General features: G+C 63.5%; 12 protein-coding genes. 9 read left to right on the top strand and 3 right to left on the bottom strand.

Going from position 1 to position 20,854, the window contains the following annotated elements:
- Positions 1-198: 198 nt before the first annotated feature.
- The 3 genes from ACIP02_RS07710 to ACIP02_RS07700 all read left to right on the top strand — a co-directional run bounded on the left by ACIP02_RS07710 (position 199) and on the right by ACIP02_RS07700 (position 7,107).
- Complete coding sequence (locus tag ACIP02_RS07710) at positions 199-4,479, top strand: DEAD/DEAH box helicase (RefSeq protein ID WP_400614841.1); 4,281 nt, start codon at positions 199-201, stop codon at positions 4,477-4,479.
- Between the two features lie 240 nt (positions 4,480-4,719).
- Complete coding sequence (locus tag ACIP02_RS07705; RefSeq protein WP_400614838.1) at positions 4,720-6,339, top strand: FMN-binding glutamate synthase family protein; 1,620 nt, start codon at positions 4,720-4,722, stop codon at positions 6,337-6,339.
- A gap of 177 nt (positions 6,340-6,516) precedes the next feature.
- A complete protein-coding gene (locus ACIP02_RS07700) occupies positions 6,517-7,107 on the top strand; it encodes a hypothetical protein (RefSeq protein ID WP_400614835.1) in 591 nt (196 codons plus the stop codon).
- 83 nt (positions 7,108-7,190) lie between these two features.
- Here ACIP02_RS07700 and ACIP02_RS07695 read toward each other — a convergent pair whose 3' ends face one another.
- Positions 7,191-8,609, bottom strand: coding sequence for an amino acid permease (locus tag ACIP02_RS07695; protein ID WP_400614832.1), 1,419 nt, complete (start codon positions 8,607-8,609; stop codon positions 7,191-7,193).
- Between the two features lie 432 nt (positions 8,610-9,041).
- On the opposite strand from ACIP02_RS07695, the gene ACIP02_RS07690 reads away from it, so the two are divergent.
- From ACIP02_RS07690 to ACIP02_RS07680, 3 genes are all read left to right on the top strand, one after another.
- Positions 9,042-12,191: a transglycosylase domain-containing protein gene (locus ACIP02_RS07690; RefSeq protein ID WP_400614829.1), complete on the top strand. Its 3,150-nt coding sequence runs from the start codon at positions 9,042-9,044 to the stop codon at positions 12,189-12,191.
- Between the two features lie 89 nt (positions 12,192-12,280).
- Positions 12,281-12,826, top strand: coding sequence for a PadR family transcriptional regulator (locus tag ACIP02_RS07685; protein WP_201200989.1), 546 nt, complete (start codon positions 12,281-12,283; stop codon positions 12,824-12,826).
- Entirely contained in the window at positions 12,819-13,580 is a 762-nt protein-coding gene (locus ACIP02_RS07680) for a siderophore-interacting protein (RefSeq protein ID WP_400614825.1), read from the top strand. Before ACIP02_RS07685 ends, ACIP02_RS07680 begins: the two co-directional genes overlap by 8 nt.
- A 120-nt stretch (positions 13,581-13,700) precedes the next feature.
- Here ACIP02_RS07680 and ACIP02_RS07675 read toward each other — a convergent pair whose 3' ends face one another.
- Together ACIP02_RS07675 and ACIP02_RS07670 are read right to left on the bottom strand one after the other, a co-directional pair.
- Positions 13,701-14,336, bottom strand: coding sequence for a Pr6Pr family membrane protein (locus tag ACIP02_RS07675; protein ID WP_400614822.1), 636 nt, complete (start codon positions 14,334-14,336; stop codon positions 13,701-13,703).
- A 1-nt stretch (position 14,337) separates the two neighbouring features.
- A complete protein-coding gene (locus ACIP02_RS07670; RefSeq protein WP_003252112.1) occupies positions 14,338-14,559 on the bottom strand; it encodes a VF530 family DNA-binding protein in 222 nt (73 codons plus the stop codon).
- Between the two features lie 164 nt (positions 14,560-14,723).
- On the opposite strand from ACIP02_RS07670, the gene ACIP02_RS07665 reads away from it, so the two are divergent.
- The 3 genes from ACIP02_RS07665 (at position 14,724) to ACIP02_RS07655 (ending at position 20,851) form a co-directional block, all read left to right on the top strand.
- The gene (locus ACIP02_RS07665) at positions 14,724-16,775 is read left to right on the top strand and encodes a TonB-dependent receptor (protein ID WP_400614819.1); all 2,052 of its coding nucleotides are present in this window, start codon (positions 14,724-14,726) and stop codon (positions 16,773-16,775) included.
- A gap of 299 nt (positions 16,776-17,074) precedes the next feature.
- A complete protein-coding gene (locus ACIP02_RS07660; RefSeq protein ID WP_400614816.1) occupies positions 17,075-18,409 on the top strand; it encodes a carbohydrate porin in 1,335 nt (444 codons plus the stop codon).
- 30 nt (positions 18,410-18,439) lie between these two features.
- Positions 18,440-20,851 carry a glucose/quinate/shikimate family membrane-bound PQQ-dependent dehydrogenase gene (locus ACIP02_RS07655; RefSeq protein WP_400614813.1) on the top strand — a complete coding sequence of 804 codons (2,412 nt, stop codon included), beginning with the start codon at positions 18,440-18,442 and terminating at the stop codon, positions 20,849-20,851.
- Positions 20,852-20,854 lie beyond the last annotated feature (3 nt).

The raw sequence follows: 20,854 nt of genomic DNA, 5'->3' as shown, positions 1-20,854 counted from the left end.
GGAGGATCCCATGGGGTCTCTGGCCTGACAAGGCCAGTCTCTCCTGTGCCGGCCCTTTCGCGGGTAAACCCGCTCCTACAGATACAGCGCAAACCTGTAGGAGCGGGTTTACCCGCGAAGAGGCCGGCACAGGCTATAACTGCCCTGCCAGACGAACGGCCCCTTGCCAAAGCGCCCGCTCCCCGCCATAACCAAACCATGAACCTGCCCGCCAAACACCACCCGGTGCTCGAACTGTTCCACCCCGCCGTGCGCACCTGGTTCCGCCGCCATTTCGCCACGGTCACCGGTGCCCAGGCCCAGGCCTGGCCGTTGATCCATGCCGGCCAATCGATGCTGCTGGCCGCCCCGACCGGCTCGGGCAAAACCCTCAGCGCTTTCCTGGCCGTACTCGACGAACTGTTCCGCCAGGGCCTTGAGCAGCAAGGCGAGCTGCCCGCGCACACCCAGGTGATCTACGTGTCACCGCTGAAGGCGCTGTCCAATGACATTCGCCTGAACCTGCAGGCCCCGCTCGAAGGCATCAGCCAGGCCCTTGCCGAGCAAGGCCTGCACGCCCCACGCATCACCACCGCCGTCCGCACGGGCGACACACCGCAAAAGGAACGTGCCGCCATGCGCAAGCTGGCCCCGCACATTCTGGTCACCACGCCCGAATCGCTCTACGTCTTGATGGGCTCGGCGTCAGGCCGCGAAGGCCTGGCCAGCGTGCACACGGTAATCGTCGACGAGATCCATGCCCTGGCCGGTAACAAGCGTGGCTGCCACTTGGCGCTGACCCTGGAGCGCCTGCAGGCCCTGGGCGGCCGGCCATTGCGGCGTATCGGCCTGTCCGCCACGCAACGCCCGGTCGAGCGGGTGGCGCAATTTCTGGTCGGTAGCGCACGCCCCTGCGCCGTTGTCGATGTCGGCCATGCGCGCCAGCGCGACCTGGCCATCGAGGTGCCGCCGGTACCGCTGGGCGCGGTGATGGCCACCGATGTCTGGGGCCTGGTCTATGACCGCCTGGCCAGCCTGGCCCGCGAACACCGCACCACCTTGATATTTGTCAACACCCGGCGCCTGGCCGAACGCGTCACCCGCCACCTCAGCGACCGGCTGGGCAAGGAGGCGGTTGCCGCGCACCATGGCAGCCTGTCCAAGGAGCTGCGCCTGGATGCCGAGCAACGGCTGAAAGGCGGCCAGCTGCAGGTGCTGGTGGCCACCGCGTCACTGGAGCTGGGCATCGACATCGGCGATATCGACCTGGTTTGCCAGATTGAGTCGCCGGGTTCGATTGCCGCCTTCCTGCAAAGAGTCGGTCGCGCCCGTCACCAGGTCGATGGCGTGCCCAAGGGCCGGCTGTTCCCCACCTCGCGCGACGACCTGATCGAATGCGTAGCGCTGCTCGACTGTGTGCGGCGGGGCGAGCTGGACGAGCTGCACATCCCCCGGGCACCCATGGACGTGCTGGCCCAGCAGATCGTGGCCGAAGCCAGCAACCAGCCATGGCACGAACAGGCGCTGTTCGACACCCTGCGCCAGGCCACCCCCTATGCCGAACTTGACCAGAACCACTACCAGGCCCTGCTGCGCATGCTCGCCGAGGGTTACAACGGCCGCCAGGGCGTGCGCAGTGCCTACCTGCACCGCGATGCAGTGAGCGGCACCTTGCGCGGCCGCCGCGGCAGCCAGCTGACGGCACTGACCAGCGGCGGCACCATCCCCGACAACGCCGACTACAGCGTGTTGCTGGAGCCGCAGGCGCTGAACATCGGCAGCGTCAATGAAGACTTTGCGGTGGAGAGTATCGCTGGCGATATCTTCCAGCTGGGCAACGCCTCCTATCGCATCCTGCGGGTCGAACCTGGCCGGGTAAGGGTTGAAGACGCCCAAGGCCTGCCGCCGACCATTCCGTTCTGGCTGGGTGAGGCGCCGGGGCGCAGCGATGAGCTGTCGGCTGCCGTGGCCCGCTTGCAGGCGCAGATCGACCAGCAACTGACGCTGGCCGGCGGCAACAGGGTGGAGGTGCAGGCATGGTTGCAGGCTACGTTCGAGCTGGGCGAAGACAGTGCCGGCCAGTTGCTCGATTACCTGGCCCGAGCCCGCGAGGTGCTGGGCGCCCTGCCCTCGCAGGATACCTTGATCATGGAGCGTTTTTTCGACGAATCCGGCGGTACCCAACTGATCATCCATTCGCCCTACGGCAGCCGCATCAACCGCGCCTGGGGCCTGGCCTTGCGCAAGCGCTTTTGCCGCACCTTCAACTTTGAATTGCAGGCGGCAGCCAGCGAGGACGCCATCGTGCTGTCGCTGTCCACCAGCCATAGCTTTGAACTTGATGAAGTGTGGCGCTACCTGAACAGCCGCAGCGCCGAGGCGATCCTGATCCAGGCCCTGCTCGATGCGCCGCTGTTCGGCGTGCGCTGGCGCTGGAATGCGGGTGTGGCCATGGCATTGCCGCGCTTTGTGGGCGGGCGCAAGGTGGCGCCACAGATCCAGCGCATGAAGAGCGAAGACTTGGTCGCGGCGGTGTTCCCCGACCAAATCGCTTGCCTGGAGAACATCGTCGGCGAGCGGCAGATTCCCGAGCACCCGCTGGTCGAGCAAACCCTCGACGACTGCCTGCATGAAGCGATGGACAGCGAAGGTTGGTTGGCGCTGTTGCGGCGTATGGAAAGCGGCGCAGTGCGCCTGCTGTGTCGCGACCTGCCCGCCCCCTCGCCGCTGGCTGCGGGGATTCTGAATGCCCGGCCGTACGCCTTCCTCGACGATGCGCCTTTAGAAGAGCGGCGTACCCAGGCAGTGCTGAACCGGCGCTGGAACGAAGTGCAAAGCGGCGACGACCTGGGTGCGCTGGACGTCGATGCCATTGCCGCGGTCGCGGCCGAGGCCTGGCCGCAGCCGGGCAATCCCGACGAAATGCACGAAGCGCTGATGAGCCTGGGCGCCATCAGCCAAGCGGAAGTCGAGGCCAACCCCGGCTGGGATCTGCTACTGAGGCAACTGGCCAAGGCCGGGCGTGCCTTGTGCCTGGCCGAGCCCACACTGTGGTCGGCTCGCGAACGCCTGAACCTGATGCTGGCGCTTTACCCGGCAGCGCGACTGGAACCCGCGCTGGAATTACTCCCCGGCTTCGACCAGGCCATCGATGCCGATAGCGCACTGAGCGAGCTGCTGCGCGCCCGCCTGAGTGGCCATGGCCCGCAGTCTCAGGCGCAAATCGCTGCGCCCTTGAGCAAATCGGCAAGCGACATCGGGCAGGCGCTGGCCCGCCTGGAAACCGAAGGCTATGTGCTGCGCGGGCATTTCAGCCCTGGTGCAAGCGACCTGCAATGGTGCGAACGCCATCTGCTGGCGCGCATCCACCGCTACACGGTCAAACGCCTGCGCCGCGAGATCGAACCGGTCAGCTTGCAGGACTTCATGCGTTTTCTGTTCGACTGGCAGCATATGGCGACTGACGAACGCCTGCGTGGCCCGCAAGCGGTGGCCGAAGTGCTGGGCCAGTTGCAGGGCTTCCCCTGCGCGGCCGGGGCCTGGGAGGCCGAGTTGCTGCCGGCGCGCATCAAGGACTACAGCCCGCACTGGCTCGATGATGCCTGCCGCAACGGGCAGTTCGCCTGGAGCAGGCTGGCCGCGACTGTGGCGAGCAATACCTTGTCCAGCACACCGCTGGTGCTGCTACCGCGTGAGCACCTGAACCTGTGGCGCAGCCTTGCCCCTGTACCCGCCCTGGAAAGCCTTGGGCCGCGGGCGCAACGCGTGTACGAGGTGCTGCAGGCACAGGGCGCGCTGTTCTTTGACGAACTGACACACGATGCACACCTGCTGCCCAGCGAACTGGAAACAGCACTGCAGGAACTGGTAGGCGCCGGCCTTGTGGGCGCCGACAGCTTTACCGGCTTGCGCAGCCTGATTACCCCAGCGGCGAAACGCACGTCACGCAACAGCCGACGCGGCCATGCGCCCTTGTCCAGCAGCATGGCCCATGCCGGGCGCTGGGCCTTGCTGCGCAGGGGCACAGTGGATGACAGCCAGCGCCTGGAACATATCGCCCGCACGCTGTTACGCCGCTACGGCGTGGTTTGCTGGCGGCTGCTGGAGCGCGAAAGTGATGTGCTGCCGTCCTGGCGTGAGCTGCTGCGCTGCTATCAGCGGCTGGAGGCACGTGGCGAGATTCGGGGCGGGCGCTTCATTGCCGGGCTGGCCGGCGAACAGTTCGCCTTGCCGGAGGCGGTGGGGTTGCTGCGCCAGGTACGCCGTCGTGAAACGGACGGCGCGCTGCTGGTGGTGAGTGCCAGCGACCCGCTGAACCTGATCGGCTCGTTGCTGCCGGGGGCCAAGGTACCGGCGGTGGGGGGAAATCGCCTGCTGTATCGCGACGGGGTGCCGGTGGCGGTGCGGGTGGCCGGGCGCTATTCGTATCTGGTCGAGGCGCTGGCACAAGAGCAGGACAGCTGGCGGCAGAAGCTGCTGCGCGACGCGTATTGGGTATAAACGAAAACGCCAAGCGTACGCTGTGGGAGCGGGTTTACCCGCGAATGCGTCGTTGGCCTCACCATAGCATTCGCGGGTAAACCCGCTCCTACAACGGCATGTGTCCGGTTCCATTGATTCGGTTCGGTTCGAGAATGATTTTCGCTACCCCGATTTTAATTTGCAGGGCTTGGCAACTTGGCTATGGTCGGGGTTTGCCCCCAGGCCCTGAGCCTGACCGCGCCATCGCAAGGACCCCGTATGAGCCTGTCACTTCTCAGCCGCTACGCCTTCTTCGCCGCTTGTGTACTGTTCACGTTGGCGAGCCTGCCCTTCATCCACCACGAATGGTTGTGGCCGTTCACCCTGACCACCGGCATCCTCAGCCTGATCGGCCTGTTCGACCTGTTGCAGCAGCGCCATGCGGTGCGCCGCAACTACCCGATCCTGGGCAACATCCGCTACCTGGTCGAAGCCATTCGCCCGGAAATCCGCCAGTACCTGCTGGAGTCCGACAGCGACGCCCTGCCATTTTCCCGCGCGCAGCGCTCGCTGGTGTATGCCCGGGCCAAGAATGAAGCCTCGGACAAACCGTTCGGCACCCTGATCGATGTGTACGAATCCGGCTTCGAGTTCATCGGTCATTCCATGCGCCCGGCGCCACTGACCGACCCGGCCAGCTTCCGTGTCATTGTGGGTGGGCCACAGTGCAGCCAGCCGTACTCGGCATCGGTGTTCAATATCTCGGCGATGAGCTTCGGCTCGCTCAGCGCCAACGCCATCCGCGCCCTCAACCAGGGTGCCAAGCTGGGCAACTTCCACCACGACACCGGCGAAGGCAGCATCAGCCCTTACCACCGCGAACACGGTGGTGACCTGGTCTGGGAGCTGGGCAGTGGCTACTTCGGTTGCCGCACGCCGGACGGGCGCTTCGACCCCGAGCGCTTCGCCGCCCAGGCGCGCACCCCGCAGGTACGCATGATCGAGATCAAGATGAGCCAAGGCGCCAAGCCCGGCCATGGCGGCATCCTGCCCAAACACAAGGTCACCCGAGAAATTGCCGAAACCCGCGGCGTGCTGATGGGCGAAGACTGCATCTCGCCGTCGCGCCACAGCGCCTTCTCTACCCCCATCGAGATGATGCAGTTCATCGCGCAGCTGCGTGAACTGTCGGGCGGCAAACCGGTGGGCTTCAAGTTCTGTTTGGGCCACCCGTGGGAGTTCATGGGCATCGCCAAGGCCATGCTGGAAACCGGCATTCTGCCAGACTTCATCGTCGTTGATGGCAAGGAAGGCGGCACCGGTGCCGCGCCCGTGGAGTTCACCGACCATATCGGCGTGCCGCTGCGTGAAGGCTTGCTGTTCGTGCACAACACCCTCGTCGGCCTGAACCTGCGCGACAAGATCAAGCTGGGCGCCAGCGGCAAGATCGTCAGCGCCTTCGACATCGCCAGCGTGCTGGCGATTGGCGCCGACTGGGCCAACTCGGCACGCGGCTTCATGTTTGCCATCGGTTGTATCCAGTCGCAGAGCTGCCACACCAACAAATGCCCGACCGGCGTGGCCACCCAAGACCCGCTACGCCAGCGCGCGCTGGTGGTACCGGACAAGGCCCAGCGGGTATTGAACTTCCACCACAACACCTTGCGTGCCTTGGCAGAGATGCTGGCTGCGGCGGGGTTGAACCATCCCGAGCAGCTGGAAGCCAAGCACCTGGTACGGCGCATATCGGCCACCGAGATCAAGCTGTTCTCGCAAATGCATGTGTTCTTGAAGCCGGGGGAATTGCTGACTGGCGAGGTCAATGGCCAATTCTATTCGCGCATGTGGCAACTGGCGCGGGCGGACAGCTTTGAGCCGCACACCGAGGCAGTGGCCTGATTTCTGGTTCTGTCCATCAGTCGATTGTCGGCGGCACCTCACGCATTCCGCCGACAACAACGCTCCATTGAGGTAACCGGCCGCTGGCCAGAGGTGTCGGATAATTACCACAGTGTTTTGCTGGCGACTGCAAGTATGCCTTGGGAATAAACGCTGACACCAAGGAATCCAGAACGTATGTCACTGACCAATCGCCAACGCTCGTTTATCGCACGAATTGCCGCTAAAGAAGGGACGTTAGGGTTCATCTCGGCGCTGCATGACATCTCGCCCTTTGACCCTTACGATTTTTCATGGTTTGCGCTAAAGCCAGCGAGACTAGGCAACATGCTTTGCCATACATCCGACTCACGAGCGGTAACCCCTTTGCAACTTTATTTCCGATACACAGAAAAAGGATACAAACTCTATATCCGCAGCCGGAGTTACCACCGCAAGACGATCAGCCGCAAAGACGGTTACCTTGGGGCATTCGAAGCTGACAGTGACAGCGACGCAGAGCTGTTCCATGTCGACTCGGAAGCGCTATCGGCTATTCCGCTCGAACAGGCTATCAACCCAAACGATTGGTACAGTTTCAATCTGATTTCCGCCATCACCAAAAAGCCAATCAGCAGGCGAGTTCGCAATCTTGACACACACGCTGGTAAAGACCGCCAGTCCAAGGCCTACACCTGCATCACGGCTGATGGGGGTGCCCCGCTACCGCTACGCATGCAAATTTTGCAAACCAATGCCCCGTACCTGGACCACCCTGACGAAGTTTGACGGCGGCTCGTCGATGTTGTGATCGAACACACTTCAAGCCACCCGATTGCAGCGGGGGCTGCTGAGCAGCCCCCGCCTTTCAATCAGGAGACCGGGCTGGCAACGCCCTGCGCTTCTTTTGGCGCCAGGCGGAACGCGTAATACAGCACCGTCAGCAGCACCAGGAACGCCGGGCCGATATACAGCGCCACACGCGTATCCTCGAAGTACGCCATCAGGCCGACTACCAGCACCAGGAACGCCAGCGCCAGGTACGAGCTCAGCGGCCACAGCCACATGCGGTACTTCAGCCCCTTGCGTTCGGCAGTGGTAAGCCCGGCCCGGAACTTCAGCTGCGCCAGCAGGATCATCACCCAGGTCCAGATCGCGCCAAAGGTGGCGATCGAGGTCACCCAGACAAATACCTTCTCAGGCACCAGGTAGTTGGCCAGCACGCCCAGCAGCAGCGCGCCGATCGACAGCAGCAGCGCATTGCGCGGCACGCCATTCTTCGAAGTGCGGGCGAAAGGTGCCGGTGCCTGGCCGTTCTGTGCCAGGCTGTAGAGCATGCGCCCGGTGCTGAAGATGCCGCCGTTGCACGACGACAATGCGGCGGTGATGACCACGAAGTTGATAATGCCGGCGGCGGTCTTGATGCCGAGGCGCTCGAAGGTCATGACGAACGGGCTGCCCTGGCTGCCGATTTCGTTCCATGGGTAGATCGACAGGATCACGAACAGCGCGCCAACGTAGAACAGCAGGATGCGCCAGAACACCGAGCCAATGGCTTGCGGAATGGTCTTTTGCGGGTTGCGTGCTTCGCCGGCGGTGAGGCCGATCATTTCCACGCCCAGGTAGGCGAACATCACCATCTGCAGCGACATCAGCACGCCGGTCACGCCGTTGGGCATGAAGCCGCCATTGCTCCACAGGTTGGAGATACCGACTGCAACACCGTCATTGCCAAAGCCGAAGGCAATGACACCGATGCCGCCGAGAACCATGGCGATGATGGTGACGATCTTGATCAGGGCGAACCAGAACTCGAATTCACCGAAGGCCTTTACTGCCACCAGGTTGACCGCGCCCATGCTGCCCAGCGCCGCAAGGGCCCAGATCCAGCGCGGCACGTCCGGGAACCAGATGCCCATGTAGATGGCCACTGCAGTGATTTCGGCCACACAGGTCACCAGCCACAGGAACCAGTAGTTCCAGCCGGTAAGGAAGCCCGCCAACGGGCCGAGGTAGTCTTGGGCATAGCGGCTGAACGAACCGGCGACAGGGTTGTGCACGGCCATTTCGCCAAGGGCGCGCATGATCACCAGGATGGCCAGGCCGCCGATGATGTAAGACAGCATGATGGCCGGGCCGGCCATTTCGATAGCCTTGGCCGAGCCAAGGAAAAGACCGACACCGATACAGGCGCCCAGCGCCATCAGACGGATGTGCCGTTCGCCCAGTTCACGCTTGAGCGGGCCGCCTTCAGTGGCTTGGCCATGGGCAGGGTGGTTGCCGACTGGCATAGCAATACAACCTCATTTTGTTATTGGATTTGACCTTCGTGCAGCACCGGCCATGCCGATAGGCGTGACGTTGGCTTGCCAGGCTGGCCTCGTGGGCCGGCCCGTATGCCGGAATAGAGCACCCGGCAGGGCGAAGGGGCCGAGCAGTATAGGAAGACCGTTGTAGGGTTTTTCGCTGTATATACAGGAATAATCAGCGAGTTCTCTGGGGCCGCTGTCTCTTGTAGGAGCGGCCTTGCGTCGCGATGGGCCGCGCAGCGGCCCCAAAAAATCGCTCCGGCACCATAACAACATCCCCGTACCAAGAAACCCACACCAAAGCCGCATAGCCCTGCGCAACCTTTTGCCACTTCCTACAAATTTTTCACCCTACCCGCTCAACGTCTAAGCTTCAGGCAAGCAAGACGAAAACACCTGGCCGGATAGAAGACTATGGGCGCACTGTGGCAATCGGAACCAAGCAGAACGGAAGCACCCGAGATACCTCCGGCCGAGACGCCACAACCCAAGTCCCCCCGTCAGCGTCGGCTATGGTGGCGGCTTATCATCCTCATCCTGCTGGTGGCACTGATTGCCATCGGCGTTGCCGCGTATGACGAATTCCGCACCTCGGAGCTGCAATCGCGCGAATTCAGCAAACTGGCCGGCACGCTGACCTATTCGCTGCAGCCCGGGCCCAGCGATGCCATCATCTACCCCGGCGACGGGCCATTCGACAAACGCCTGGGCTACAGCGCCTTGGGCGAGTTCCTGCCGCGCCTGCTCAAGCGCGACTACCTGATCAGCGAGCAGGTGAGGTTCTCGCCGGCGTTGATGAACTACGTCGATCATGGGCTGTTCGCCCCCTATATCGAGAAGATTCAGGCCGGCCTGTCGATCACCGACTGCCGCGGCGACATGCTGTACCAGTACAACTACCCGCAGCACCTGTACCCGGACTTTGCGGCGATCCCGCCGGTGATGGTCAACAGCCTGTTGTTCATCGAGAACCGCGACCTGCTCGATACCCAGGACCCGCGCAACAACCCGGCCGTGGACTGGCCGCGCTTCGCCAAGGCCGCCTACAGCCAGGTGGCCAAGTACCTGGCCCTGCCTGGCCAGTCGGCCGGTGGCAGCACGCTGGCCACGCAGCTGGAAAAATACCGTCACTCACCGGATGGCCTGACCGTGTCGGGTGCCGAAAAGATCCGCCAGATGGTCTCAGCCAGCGTGCGCGCTTACCAGGGCGGCCCCGACACCACCGAGGCGCGCAAGCGCATCGTGCGTGACTACCTCAACAGCGTACCGTTGTCGGCCGTGCCCGGGCACGGCGAAGTGCATGGCATGGCCGAGGGCCTGCGGGTGTGGTACGGCGCCGACTTCGACCAGGTCAACCAGGCGCTGAACGCCACCGCCAGCGACCCGCAAAGCATGGCCGCCCGAGGGCTGGCCCTGCGCCAGGTGCTGTCACTGATGATTGCCCAGCGCCGGCCTTCGCATTACTTGTCCAAAGGACGAGTCGAGCTGGCCGAACTCACCAATTCGCACATCCGCGTACTCGCCGCCAACCAGGTCATCGAACAACCATTGGCCGATGCCGCGCTGGCCAGCAAGGCGGTGTACCGCGACTGGGTAGCACAGCCGACCATCGTGCCGATCGTTACCAACAAGGGCATCAGCCTGGCGCGCAACCGCTTGGCGGCCATGCTCAACCGCCCGCTGTATGACCTGGACCGCCTCGACGTTTCGGCCACCAGTACGTTGCAGGCCGATTTGCAATTACAGGTCAGCCAGTACCTGAAAAACCTGGCCGACCCGGCCTTTGCGGCGCAGATCGGCCTGATTGGCGAACGCCTGCTCACCACCAAGACCACCGACCAGGTGAGCTACAGCTTTACGTTGTTCGAGCGCACCGCTGACGGCTCGCGGGTACGGGTACAGACCGACAGCACCAACCAGCCCTTCGACATCAACGAAGGCAGCAAGCTGGAGCTGGGCTCCACGGCCAAGCTGCGGGTGCTGACCACCTACCTGGAAATCATCGCCGAGCTGCACGACAAATACGCGGGCAAGCCGCCCGCAGAGCTGAAGATGGTGGAAGTCGCCGAACTCGACCGCATCACCCAGTGGTCGCTGGAATGGCTGGCGCAGAACAGCAAGAACCAGAGCCTGGACGCCATGCTCGACGCCGCGCTGGAGCGCAAGTACTCGGCCAACACCGGCGAGGCGTTCTTCACCGGCGGCGGCATGCACGTGTTCAACAACTTCCGCAAGGAAGACAACAACCGCAACCCCACCCTCAAGGACGCGCTGCGCGAATCGATCAACCTGCCGTTCATCCGCCTGATGCGCGACCTGGTGCGCTATGTGACCTACCAGCAGCCGTACAACCGCGTACCGTTGCTCAAGGACGACGCCGACCCGCGCCGCCAGGAATACCTGGCACGCTTTGCCGACAAGGAAGGCACCAACTACCTGATGCGCTTCTGGAAGAAGTACCAGCGCAAGACTTCGCAGCAGCGCCTGGATACCTTCCTCGACAGCATGCGCGTGACCCCGCAGCGGCTGGCGGCGGTGCACCGCTACCTGTTCCCTGAGGCCGGGCAGGAAACCTTCAACGCCTTCGTCCGTGCCCACCTCAAGGGTGACAAGATCGCCTTGGGCAAGCTGACAGACGGTCGCCTGTCGGAAATGTACGAAGCCTATGGCCCGGGCAAGTACGACCTGCCCGACCAGGGCTACATCGCCAAGGTTCACCCGCTGGACCTGTGGTTGCTCGGCTACCTGTTGAAGAACCCGGGTTCGACCCTGACCGAAATGGTCAACGCCAGCCGCTTCGAGCGCCAGGAGGTATACGGCTGGCTGTTCAAGAGCCGCCATCAGGGCGCCCGTGACAGCCGCATCCGCACCATGGTCGAGATCGAAGCCTTCCTCGACATCCACCAGCGCTGGAAGCGCGTGGGCTATCCGTTCGACCACCTGGTGCCGTCGCTGGCTACCGCCATCGGCAGCTCGGGTGACCGCCCTGCGGCCCTCTCCGAACTGGTCGGCATCATCCAGAACGACGGCGTCCGCCTGCCCACACTGCGCATCGATACCCTGCACTTTGCTGCCAATACACCCTACGAGACCAAGCTGCTCACCGACCCGGACCGCGGTGTGCGAATTCTGCCGGTCGAAGTGGCGCGCGCACTCAAAGGCGCCATGTCGCAGGTGGTGGATGCGGGTACAGCGCGGCGCATTTCCGGTAGTTTCAAGCTGCAGGACGGCACACCACTGGTGATGGGCGGCAAGACCGGTACCGGTGACAACCGCATCGAAAGCTTTGGTGCCGGGGGTCGGCTGATCGGCTCGCGTTCGTTGAACAGGACGGCCACCTTCGTGTTCTTCCTCGGCGAAAACCACTTCGGCACCCTGACCGCCTTCGTCCCAGGGCGCTCGGCGGAAGCGTTCAAATTTACCTCGGCGCTGCCGGTGCAGGTGCTCAAGGGCATGGCGCCGATCCTGATGCCGTACCTGCAGCCGGGCAATCCGAATGAGTGCAAACCGCCCGAGGTTGCCGTGCATGCCCCGGTAAAGGAAGGCAATGCATCGACGAACTAGATGATAATCATCGGCATTAAAGGGCTTGTCTTTAGATATATCTTGAGTAATATCTTACGATATATCGCAAACGACGAAGCCCTATCCTTATGCGCGAACATACCCCCCATGACCCCTTTGAGCGGCGCCCCGGCCGTGGCGAGCGCGGCCCCCGCGTATTCGCCCCCGGCGACCTCAAGCTGCTGATGCTGGACCTGCTCGCCGAGCAGCCTGGCCACGGCTACGACCTGATTCGCCAGATCGAGAACCTGTTCGACGGCAGTTACAGCCCCAGCCCCGGAGTGATCTACCCCACGCTCAATTTTCTTGAAGAAGCCGAGCTGATCAGCGGCCAGGTGCAGGGCAGCAAACGCCTCTATGCCATTACCGACGCCGGTCGCAACGCCTTGGCCGAGCAGGCTGTGGCACTGGACGGCGTGCGCATGCGCATCGAAGTCAGCAAGCGCGCCCTGCGCGGTCACGACCGCCCGCCAGAAATTCATGAAGCAGTCGGCAACCTGCGCCACGCACTGCACATGCACAGCGGCCGCTGGACAGCAGAAGAAATCGAGCGGGTCCGCGACCTGCTCAACCATACCGCCAAGGCCATTGCCTCCGGGCCGGCCGAACCTGTCAGGGAGACTCCCCATGAGTGACAGCATTCACCGCGTCAACCACGAGATCCGCCAGCGCCGCCTGCAAGTGCTGCGGGTTACCGACCTGACCCCGCGCATGCGCCGCATCACCTTGGGTGGTGCCGAGCTGCAGGGCTTCACCAGCGTGGGCAGCGACGACCATATCAAGCTGCTGTTCGGCGAAACGCCAGAGCAGCAACAGGCCATCGAGGCACGCAACCTGGGCAAGGAGGGCGGCGCACGGCCAACCATGCGCGAATACACGCCACGGCGCATTGACCTGGTGGCCAATGAGCTGGACATCGACTTCGTCTTGCACGGCGACGGCCCTGCCTCTACCTGGGCCGCGCAGGCCGCACCCGGGCAAACCCTGAACATCGCCGGGCCACGGGCTTCGCTGGTGGTGCCGGATATTTTTGACAGCTACTTGCTTATTGGTGACGAGACGGCCATCCCGGCGATTGGCCGACGGCTGGAGGAGTTGCCCGCAGGCCGCCAGGTGCTGGCGGTGATCCAGATCGAGGACGAACAGGAACGCCAGCCGCTGCCGAGCAAGGCCCAGGTGGAAGTGATCTGGGTGCGTCGACAGCAGGAAGACTTGTTGGCACTGGTGAAGAACTTGACCTTGCCGCAAGGCCGTTTGTACGGCTGGGTGGCGCTGGAAAAGGCACTCACCCGCCAGGCCAAGGCGCTGTTGCTGGAGAAGGGTGTGCCTGAGGATGCTTTGAAGGCCGCGGCCTACTGGCGGGCTGACGGGGCTGCGGACGACGAGTGATGCACGTCGCCTGCGCTGGCCTCTTCGCGGCTAAAGCCGCTCCCAGATGTAAAGCGTGAGCCCGCAACCTGCGCGGTACCTTTGTAGGAGCGGGTTTACCCGCGAATAGGCCGGCACAGGCTAAGCACGCCTGTACACCCCACGCCACCGATCCAGCCCCAGCAACACCAACCCGATCACCCAGAACCCCGCCAGTACCCCAAGGGCATTGAGCATCACCCGTCCATACCCCAGGCTCGCCACATCGATGAACGGGTAGGCATACACGCCAATCTCGCTCCCCCGCCACAGGGCATAGCCAAAGTAAACCGCCGGGTACAGCGCCCAGGGCGCCAGGTGCCATAACCGCAGCCGTCCCTTGGGCACTTCGCACCACCAGTACAAGGCGTACAGCACCGGCATCACGTCATGCAGCAACTCGTCCGCCAGCCACTGCCAGCCCTGCGGCTGCCACAGGTGCCGCAGCAACACGCTGTACGCCAGCGCTACCAGCACGATACTGGCAGCCACTGCGGAACTCACCGACGGCGACAGGAAAAAACGCCTGGCATGGCCTTCATGACCGAACGCCGCATAACTGAGCACCGTCGCCACCAGGGTATTGGTCAGCACGGTGAAATAGCCGAACACATTGATCAGGCCGCCAATCAGGCTGGCCTGCTCCTGCCAACGCGCCAGCAGCACCAGGTACACCTGCACGGCCAGGCCGAACCAGCCCAGCACTGCCATGCCGGTCAGCCAAGGGCGGCGCGGCATGTCAGGCCTGACGCTGCAGCTTCACGTACAACTGCTCGACCTTTTCCCGCGCCCAGGGTGTTTTACGCAGGAAGGTCAGGCTCGACTTGATGGTCGGGTTGCTCTTGAAGCAGCGCACGTCTATGCGCTCGGCCAGGCCCTGCCATTGGTAGTGCGCCACCAGCTCGGTGAGGATCTGTTCGAGGGTCTTGCCGTGCAGCGCGTTGTGTTGGGCCGTGCTCATGCTGTGCTCCGTAGGAAAGATGCGCACCTTACACGAGTGTAGTGGCGGGTGGGATCAGGCAAGTAGACAGAAAAACTGCTGGCCACGAGCAAAACCTCTGTGCTGAAATAGTTATGTTATGTTGTAACACTATAAAAGCATCTGCCAAGGAACGCCCCACTCCCATGCTGTACACACCGCTCCGCCTCTCCCCCCTTGCCGTCGCGCTCTGCCTGGCCGCATCACCCAGCCAGGCCGTGGAACTCGAACCCCAGGTCATCACCGCTAACCCGTTGGGCAACCGCCAACTGGCCGCGCCCAGCACCGTGCTCGAGGGTGACAACCTGCTGCAACAGCAGCACGGCAGCCTGGGTGAAACCCTGAACAAACAACCCGGTGTCGCCTCGACCTGGTTTGGCCCCGGCGCCAGCCGCCCGGTCATTCGTGGCCTGGACGGCGACCGCATCCGCATCCTGCGCAACGGCGTAGGCGCACTGGATGCCTCGTCGCTGTCCTATGACCACGCCGTACCGCTGGACCCGGTGACCGTCGACCGCGTCGAAATCGTCCGGGGCCCGGCCGCCCTGCTGTATGGCGGCAACGCCATCGGCGGCGTGGTCAATACCTTCGACAACCGCATTCCGGACTCGCCGATCGAGGGCATCCACGGTGCCGGCGAACTGCGTTACGGCGGCGCCGACACCACCCGCAGCAGCGCCGGTAAACTGGAGGCCGGCAACGGCGCGTTCGCCTTGCACCTGGACGCCAACAGCCGCCAGTTCAATGACCTGCGCATCCCTGGCTACGCGCGCAGCGCCAAGGTGCGCGATGCCGACGAACCCGGCAGCAAGCACCGCCTGGAAAACAGCGATGGGCGCCAGGACGGCGGCGCCATCGGTGGTGCCTACCATTGGGACCACGGTTACGCCGGCCTGTCGTACAGCCGCTACGACAGCAACTATGGCTCGGTGGCCGAATCCGGCGTGCGTCTGGACATGAAACAGGACCACTACGCCTTCGCCTCCGAACTGCGCGACCTCGACGGCCCGTTCAGTTCGGTCAAGCTCGATGCCGGCTACACCGACTACGAACACAGCGAAATCGAAGAAGGCGAGGTGCACACCACCTTCAAGAACAAAGGCTACGAAGCGCGTATCGAAGCCCGCCATCAGCCGCTCGGGCCTGTGGAAGGGGTAATTGGTGCGCAGGTCAGCCGCAACGAATTCTCTGCCCTGGGCGAGGAAGCCTTCGTTCCGCATACCAATACCGACAGCCTGGCGCTGTTCATGCTTGAGCAGTGGCAAGCCACCGAGCGCCTGAACCTGAGCCTGGGCGCACGCATGGAACACACGCGTGTAGACCCGGACGCCAAGGGCAACGAGAACTTCGTCGACGCCAACAGCGCCAGCAGCTTCAACGCCTTCAGCCTGTCCTCGGGCGCGGTGTACCAGCTCGACCCGATCTGGTCGCTGGCGGCCAACCTCGGCTACACCGAGCGTGCCCCGACCTTCTACGAGCTGTACGCCAACGGCGCGCACGTGGCCACCGGCGCCTTTGAAGTGGGCGATGCCAGCCTGAACAAGGAAAAAGCCATTTCCGCCGACCTGGCCCTGCGTTTCGACAATGGCACGCACAAAGGCAGCGTCGGGCTGTTCTACAGCCACTTCCGCAACTACATCGGCCTGATCGGTACCGGCAACCTGCGCGAAGGCGGGCATGACCACGGGCATGACGAAGATGACCATGACCACGACCATGATCACGACGACGGCTTCCCGGAATACCAGTATCAGGGCGTGCGGGCGCGCTTCTACGGCATCGAGGCCCAGGACCGCTGGCAGTTGGTCGAGAACCGTTATGGCAGCTTTGCACTGGAGTTGTCTGGTGACTACACCCGGGCCAAGAACCTCGACAGCGGCGAACCACTTCCGCGCATCGCTCCGCTGCGCCTGAACAGCGGCCTGGTCTGGGAACTGGACCGCTGGCAGGCGCGAGTGGACGTACAGCACGCGGCATCGCAGCACCGCAAGCCCGCCAACGAAACCAGCACCGATGGCTACACCACGCTGGGCGCCAGCGTTGGCTACCGCTTCGAAGTTGGCCAGAGCCAGTGGCTCGCGTTTGTACGCGGGGAAAACCTGACCGACCAGACCGTGCGCTATGCCAGCTCGATCCTGCGTGATATTGCGCCGGCGCCGGGGCGTAGCGTGGAAGTGGGCCTGCGTACCACTTTTTAATTCAGCTCGATTCATTGTAGGAGCGGGTTTACCCGCGAATGCGTCAGCAGCCTCACCATCGCATTCGCGGGTGAACCCGCTCCTACAAGTTGTGCATTCCCTCGGACAACCATGAACTGTTGCAAGATCAGCAACAATCAACTGCGACAATTTGTCTTTTTTTCTTACAACTTCCCCTATATCCTCCCCGCCGCAAGCTGAAACGCTTCACTCAGACACCTCAGTCGCCATACCCATTGAAGGGCCCAGCCTTCGATGCGCTTGCCGTTTTTTCAATAATCAGAAGATAGCGCTATCTCATGCTCCAACTGCCCAAAACCTGTTACATCGGCCTTGCCCTTAGTGCCTTGACCGCCCCCGTCGGCGCCAGCGAAATGTTCGCCAGCGACTCACCCTGGATGCTCGGCGACTGGGGCGGTACCCGCAGCCAGCTGCTGGAACAAGGCTACGACTTCACCCTCGGCTACACCGGCGAGATGGGCAGCAACCTGCACGGCGGCTACGACCACGACCGCACCGCGCGCTACAGCGACCAGTTCACCTTTGGCAGCCACCTGGACCTGCAGAAGATCCTCGGCTGGCATGACACCGAATTGCAGTTGACCGTCACCGAGCGCCATGGCGACAACATCAGCAACGACCGCATCAACGACCCGCGCGTGGGCGGTTTCACCTCCGCCCAGGAAGTCTGGGGCCGCGGCGAAACCTGGCGGCTGACGCAGCTATGGATCAAGCAGAAGTACTTCGATGGCGCACTGGACATGAAATTCGGCCGTTTCGGTGAAGGCGAGGACTTCAACAGCTTCCCTTGCGACTTCCAGAACCTGGCCTTCTGCGGCTCGCAGGTCGGTAACTGGGTGGGTGGCATCTGGTACAACTGGCCGGTCAGCCAGTGGGCCCTGCGCGTGCGCTACAACCTCAACCCCGCGCTTTATGCTCAGGTTGGCGTGTTCGAACAGAACCCCTCCAACCTCGAATCGGGTAACGGCTTCAAGCTCAGCGGCAGCGGCACCCAGGGCGCAGTAATGCCGATCGAACTGGTATGGAGCCCACGTATCCAAGGTCTGAAAGGGGAATATCGCGCCGGCTACTACTACAGTAATGCCAAGGCACAAGATGTTCTCAAGGACAGCAACGGTCAGCCCGCAGCCCTCAGCGGCGCCGCTTACCGCAGCAGCTCGAGCAAGCACGGCTTGTGGATCGGCGCCCAGCAGCAAGTGACATCGCTGGCATCCGACCAGTCGCGCGGCCTGAGCCTGTTCGCCAACGCCACGGTGCACGACAAGAAGACCAATGCCATCGACAACTATGTACAGGCAGGGCTGGTATACAAAGGGCCCTTCGACGCCCGCGCCAAGGACGACATCGGTTTCGCCCTGGCCCGTGTGCACGTCAATCCTGGTTACCGCAAGAACGCCCGCCTGGCCAACCAGGCCGCCGGCCTCGACGGCTACGACAACCCCGGCTTCCTGCCTGTGCAGGACACCGAGTACAGCGCCGAGCTGTACTACGGCATCCATCTGGCCGACTGGCTCACGGTACGCCCCAACCTGCAGTACATCCGCCACCCGGGCGGGGTGTCGCAAGTCGATGGCGCCCTGATCGGCGGCCTGAAGATCCAGAGCAGTTTCTAACCCCTTTTTTGACCTGACGGAGAACCTACGATGAGCACTGAAGGTGCCAACCATGGAAGCCGCTGGCTACCGCGCCTGATCGGCGTGTTGCTGTTACTGATGGGCCTGGCCCTGCTGGCCGGCGGCATCAAGCTGAGCCAGGTGGGCGGATCGCTGTACTACCTGATCGCCGGTATCGGTTTTGCCCTGTCCGGCGCACTGCTGCTGGCCCAACGCCGCATCGCCCTGGGCCTGTACGGCCTGGTGCTGCTGGGCAGTACCGTCTGGGCGCTGCTCGAAGTCGGCCTCGACTGGTGGCAACTGGTGCCGCGCCTGGCCCTGTGGTTCGCCATCGGTGTGGTACTGCTGCTGCCATGGGCACGTCGCCCGCTGACCGGCCCGGCCAGCAAGGCCAACACGGCCCTGCTCAGCGTGGCCGTGGTCGCTTCTGGCGCCTGCGCCCTGGGCAGCCAGTTCACCCACCCCGGTGAAGTGTTCGGCGAACTGGGCCGCGATAGCAGCGAAATGGCCAGCGCTGCCCCGGCCATGCCGGATGGCGAATGGCAGGCCTACGGCCGCACCGAGCATGGCGACCGCTACTCGCCACTGCGCCAGATCACCCCGCAGAACGCCTACCGCCTGGAAGAAGCCTGGCGCATCCGCACCGGTGACCTGCCGACCGAAAACGACCCGGTGGAGCTGACCAACCAGAACACCCCTCTGAAGGTCAACGGCATGCTCTACGCCTGCACCGCGCACAGCCGCCTGCTGGCTCTGGACCCGGACACCGGCGCGGAAATCTGGCGCTACGACCCGCAGGTCAAGAGCCCGACCGGTACCTTCAAAGGCTTTGCCCACATGACCTGCCGCGGCGTTTCGTACTATGACGAAAACCGCTATGTCAGCCGCGACGGCAGCCCGGCGCCGAAAATTACCGACGCAGGCCAAGCCGTAGCCCAGGCCTGCCCGCGTCGCCTTTACCTGCCTACCGCTGACGCTCGCCTGATCGCCATCAACGCCGACAACGGCAAGGTTTGCGAAGGCTTCGCCAACCAGGGCGTGATCGACCTCACCACCGGCATTGGCCCGTTCACCGCCGGTGGCTACTACTCCACTTCGCCTGCCGCGGTCACCCGTGACCTGGTGATCATCGGTGGCCACGTCACCGACAACGAGTCGACCAACGAGCCGTCCGGCGTGATCCGCGCCTACGATGTGCACGACGGCCACCTGGTGTGGAACTGGGACAGCAACAACCCGGATGACACCAAGCCGCTGGCACCCGGCAAGATGTACAGCCGCAACTCGGCCAACATGTGGTCGATCGCCAGCGTCGACGAAGACCTTGGCATGATCTACCTGCCATTGGGCAACCAGACCCCAGACCAGTGGGGCGCCAACCGTACCCCGGGTGCCGAGAAGTACAGCGCCGGCGTGGTCGCCCTGGACCTGGCCACCGGCAAGGCCCGCTGGAACTACCAGTTCACCCACCACGACCTGTGGGACATGGACGTCGGCAGCCAGCCGACCCTGGTGCACCTGAAGACCGACGATGGCGTGAAGCCGGCGATCATCGTGCCGACCAAGCAAGGCAGCCTGTATGTGCTTGACCGCCGCGACGGCACGCCGATCGTGCCAATCCGCGAAATTCCCACCCCGCAAGGTGCGGTGAAAGGCGACCACACCTCGCCGACCCAGGCTCGCTCCGACCTCAACCTGCTTGGCCCAGAGCTGACCGAACAGGCCATGTGGGGCGCCACGCCGTTCGACCAGATGCTGTGCCGCATTCAGTTCCGCGAGCTGCGCTACGAAGGCCAGTACACCCCGCCGTCCGAGCAGGGTTCACTGGTCTACCCGGGCAACGTCGGCGTATTCAACTGGGGCAGCGTGTCGGTCGACCCGGTGCGCCAGCTGCTGTTTACCTCGCCCAACTACATGGCTTTCGTGTCGAAGATGGTCCCGCGTGAGCAGGTTGCCGAAGGCAGCAAGCGCGAAAGCGAGACCAGCGGTGTGCAGCCGAACACCGGGGCACCGTATGCAGTGACCATGCACCCCTTCATGTCGCCGCTGGGTGTACCGTGCCAGGCCCCGGCCTGGGGCTATGTCGCCGCCATCGACCTGTTCACCAACAAGGTGGTGTGGAAGCACAAGAACGGCACCACCCGCGACAGTACCCCGGTGCCGATCGGCCTGCCGGTGGGTGTGCCAAGCATGGGTGGCTCGATCGTAACCGCAGGTGGCGTCGGTTTCCTTAGCGGCACCCTCGACCAGTACCTGCGCGCCTATGACGTGAACAATGGCAAGGAACTGTGGAAAACCCGCCTGCCAGCGGGTGGCCAGGCCACGCCGATGAGCTACACCGGCAAGGATGGCAAGCAGTACGTGCTAGTGACAGCCGGCGGGCATGGCTCGCTGGGTACCAGAATGGGCGATTACATCATCGCTTACAAACTCGCTGAGTAAGCT

Source organism: Pseudomonas sp. NPDC089408 (genome assembly GCF_044749445.1).
Taxonomy (GTDB): Bacteria; Pseudomonadota; Gammaproteobacteria; order Pseudomonadales; family Pseudomonadaceae; genus Aquipseudomonas.
Note: the sequence above shows the minus strand (reverse complement) of the source record. Positions and strands in the feature narration are given on the sequence as shown.

Coding starts and splice junctions, on each gene's coding strand:
- ACIP02_RS07655 (WP_400614813.1), top strand. CDS start 18,440: ATGAGCACTGAAGGTGCCAACCATGGAAGCCGCTGGCTACCGCGCCTG.
- ACIP02_RS07690 (WP_400614829.1), top strand. CDS start 9,042: ATGGGCGCACTGTGGCAATCGGAACCAAGCAGAACGGAAGCACCCGAG.
- ACIP02_RS07685 (WP_201200989.1), top strand. CDS start 12,281: ATGCGCGAACATACCCCCCATGACCCCTTTGAGCGGCGCCCCGGCCGT.
- ACIP02_RS07670 (WP_003252112.1), bottom strand. CDS start 14,559: ATGAGCACGGCCCAACACAACGCGCTGCACGGCAAGACCCTCGAACAG.
- ACIP02_RS07680 (WP_400614825.1), top strand. CDS start 12,819: ATGAGTGACAGCATTCACCGCGTCAACCACGAGATCCGCCAGCGCCGC.
- ACIP02_RS07710 (WP_400614841.1), top strand. CDS start 199: ATGAACCTGCCCGCCAAACACCACCCGGTGCTCGAACTGTTCCACCCC.
- ACIP02_RS07675 (WP_400614822.1), bottom strand. CDS start 14,336: ATGCCGCGCCGCCCTTGGCTGACCGGCATGGCAGTGCTGGGCTGGTTC.
- ACIP02_RS07705 (WP_400614838.1), top strand. CDS start 4,720: ATGAGCCTGTCACTTCTCAGCCGCTACGCCTTCTTCGCCGCTTGTGTA.
- ACIP02_RS07700 (WP_400614835.1), top strand. CDS start 6,517: ATGTCACTGACCAATCGCCAACGCTCGTTTATCGCACGAATTGCCGCT.
- ACIP02_RS07665 (WP_400614819.1), top strand. CDS start 14,724: ATGCTGTACACACCGCTCCGCCTCTCCCCCCTTGCCGTCGCGCTCTGC.
- ACIP02_RS07695 (WP_400614832.1), bottom strand. CDS start 8,609: ATGCCAGTCGGCAACCACCCTGCCCATGGCCAAGCCACTGAAGGCGGC.
- ACIP02_RS07660 (WP_400614816.1), top strand. CDS start 17,075: ATGCTCCAACTGCCCAAAACCTGTTACATCGGCCTTGCCCTTAGTGCC.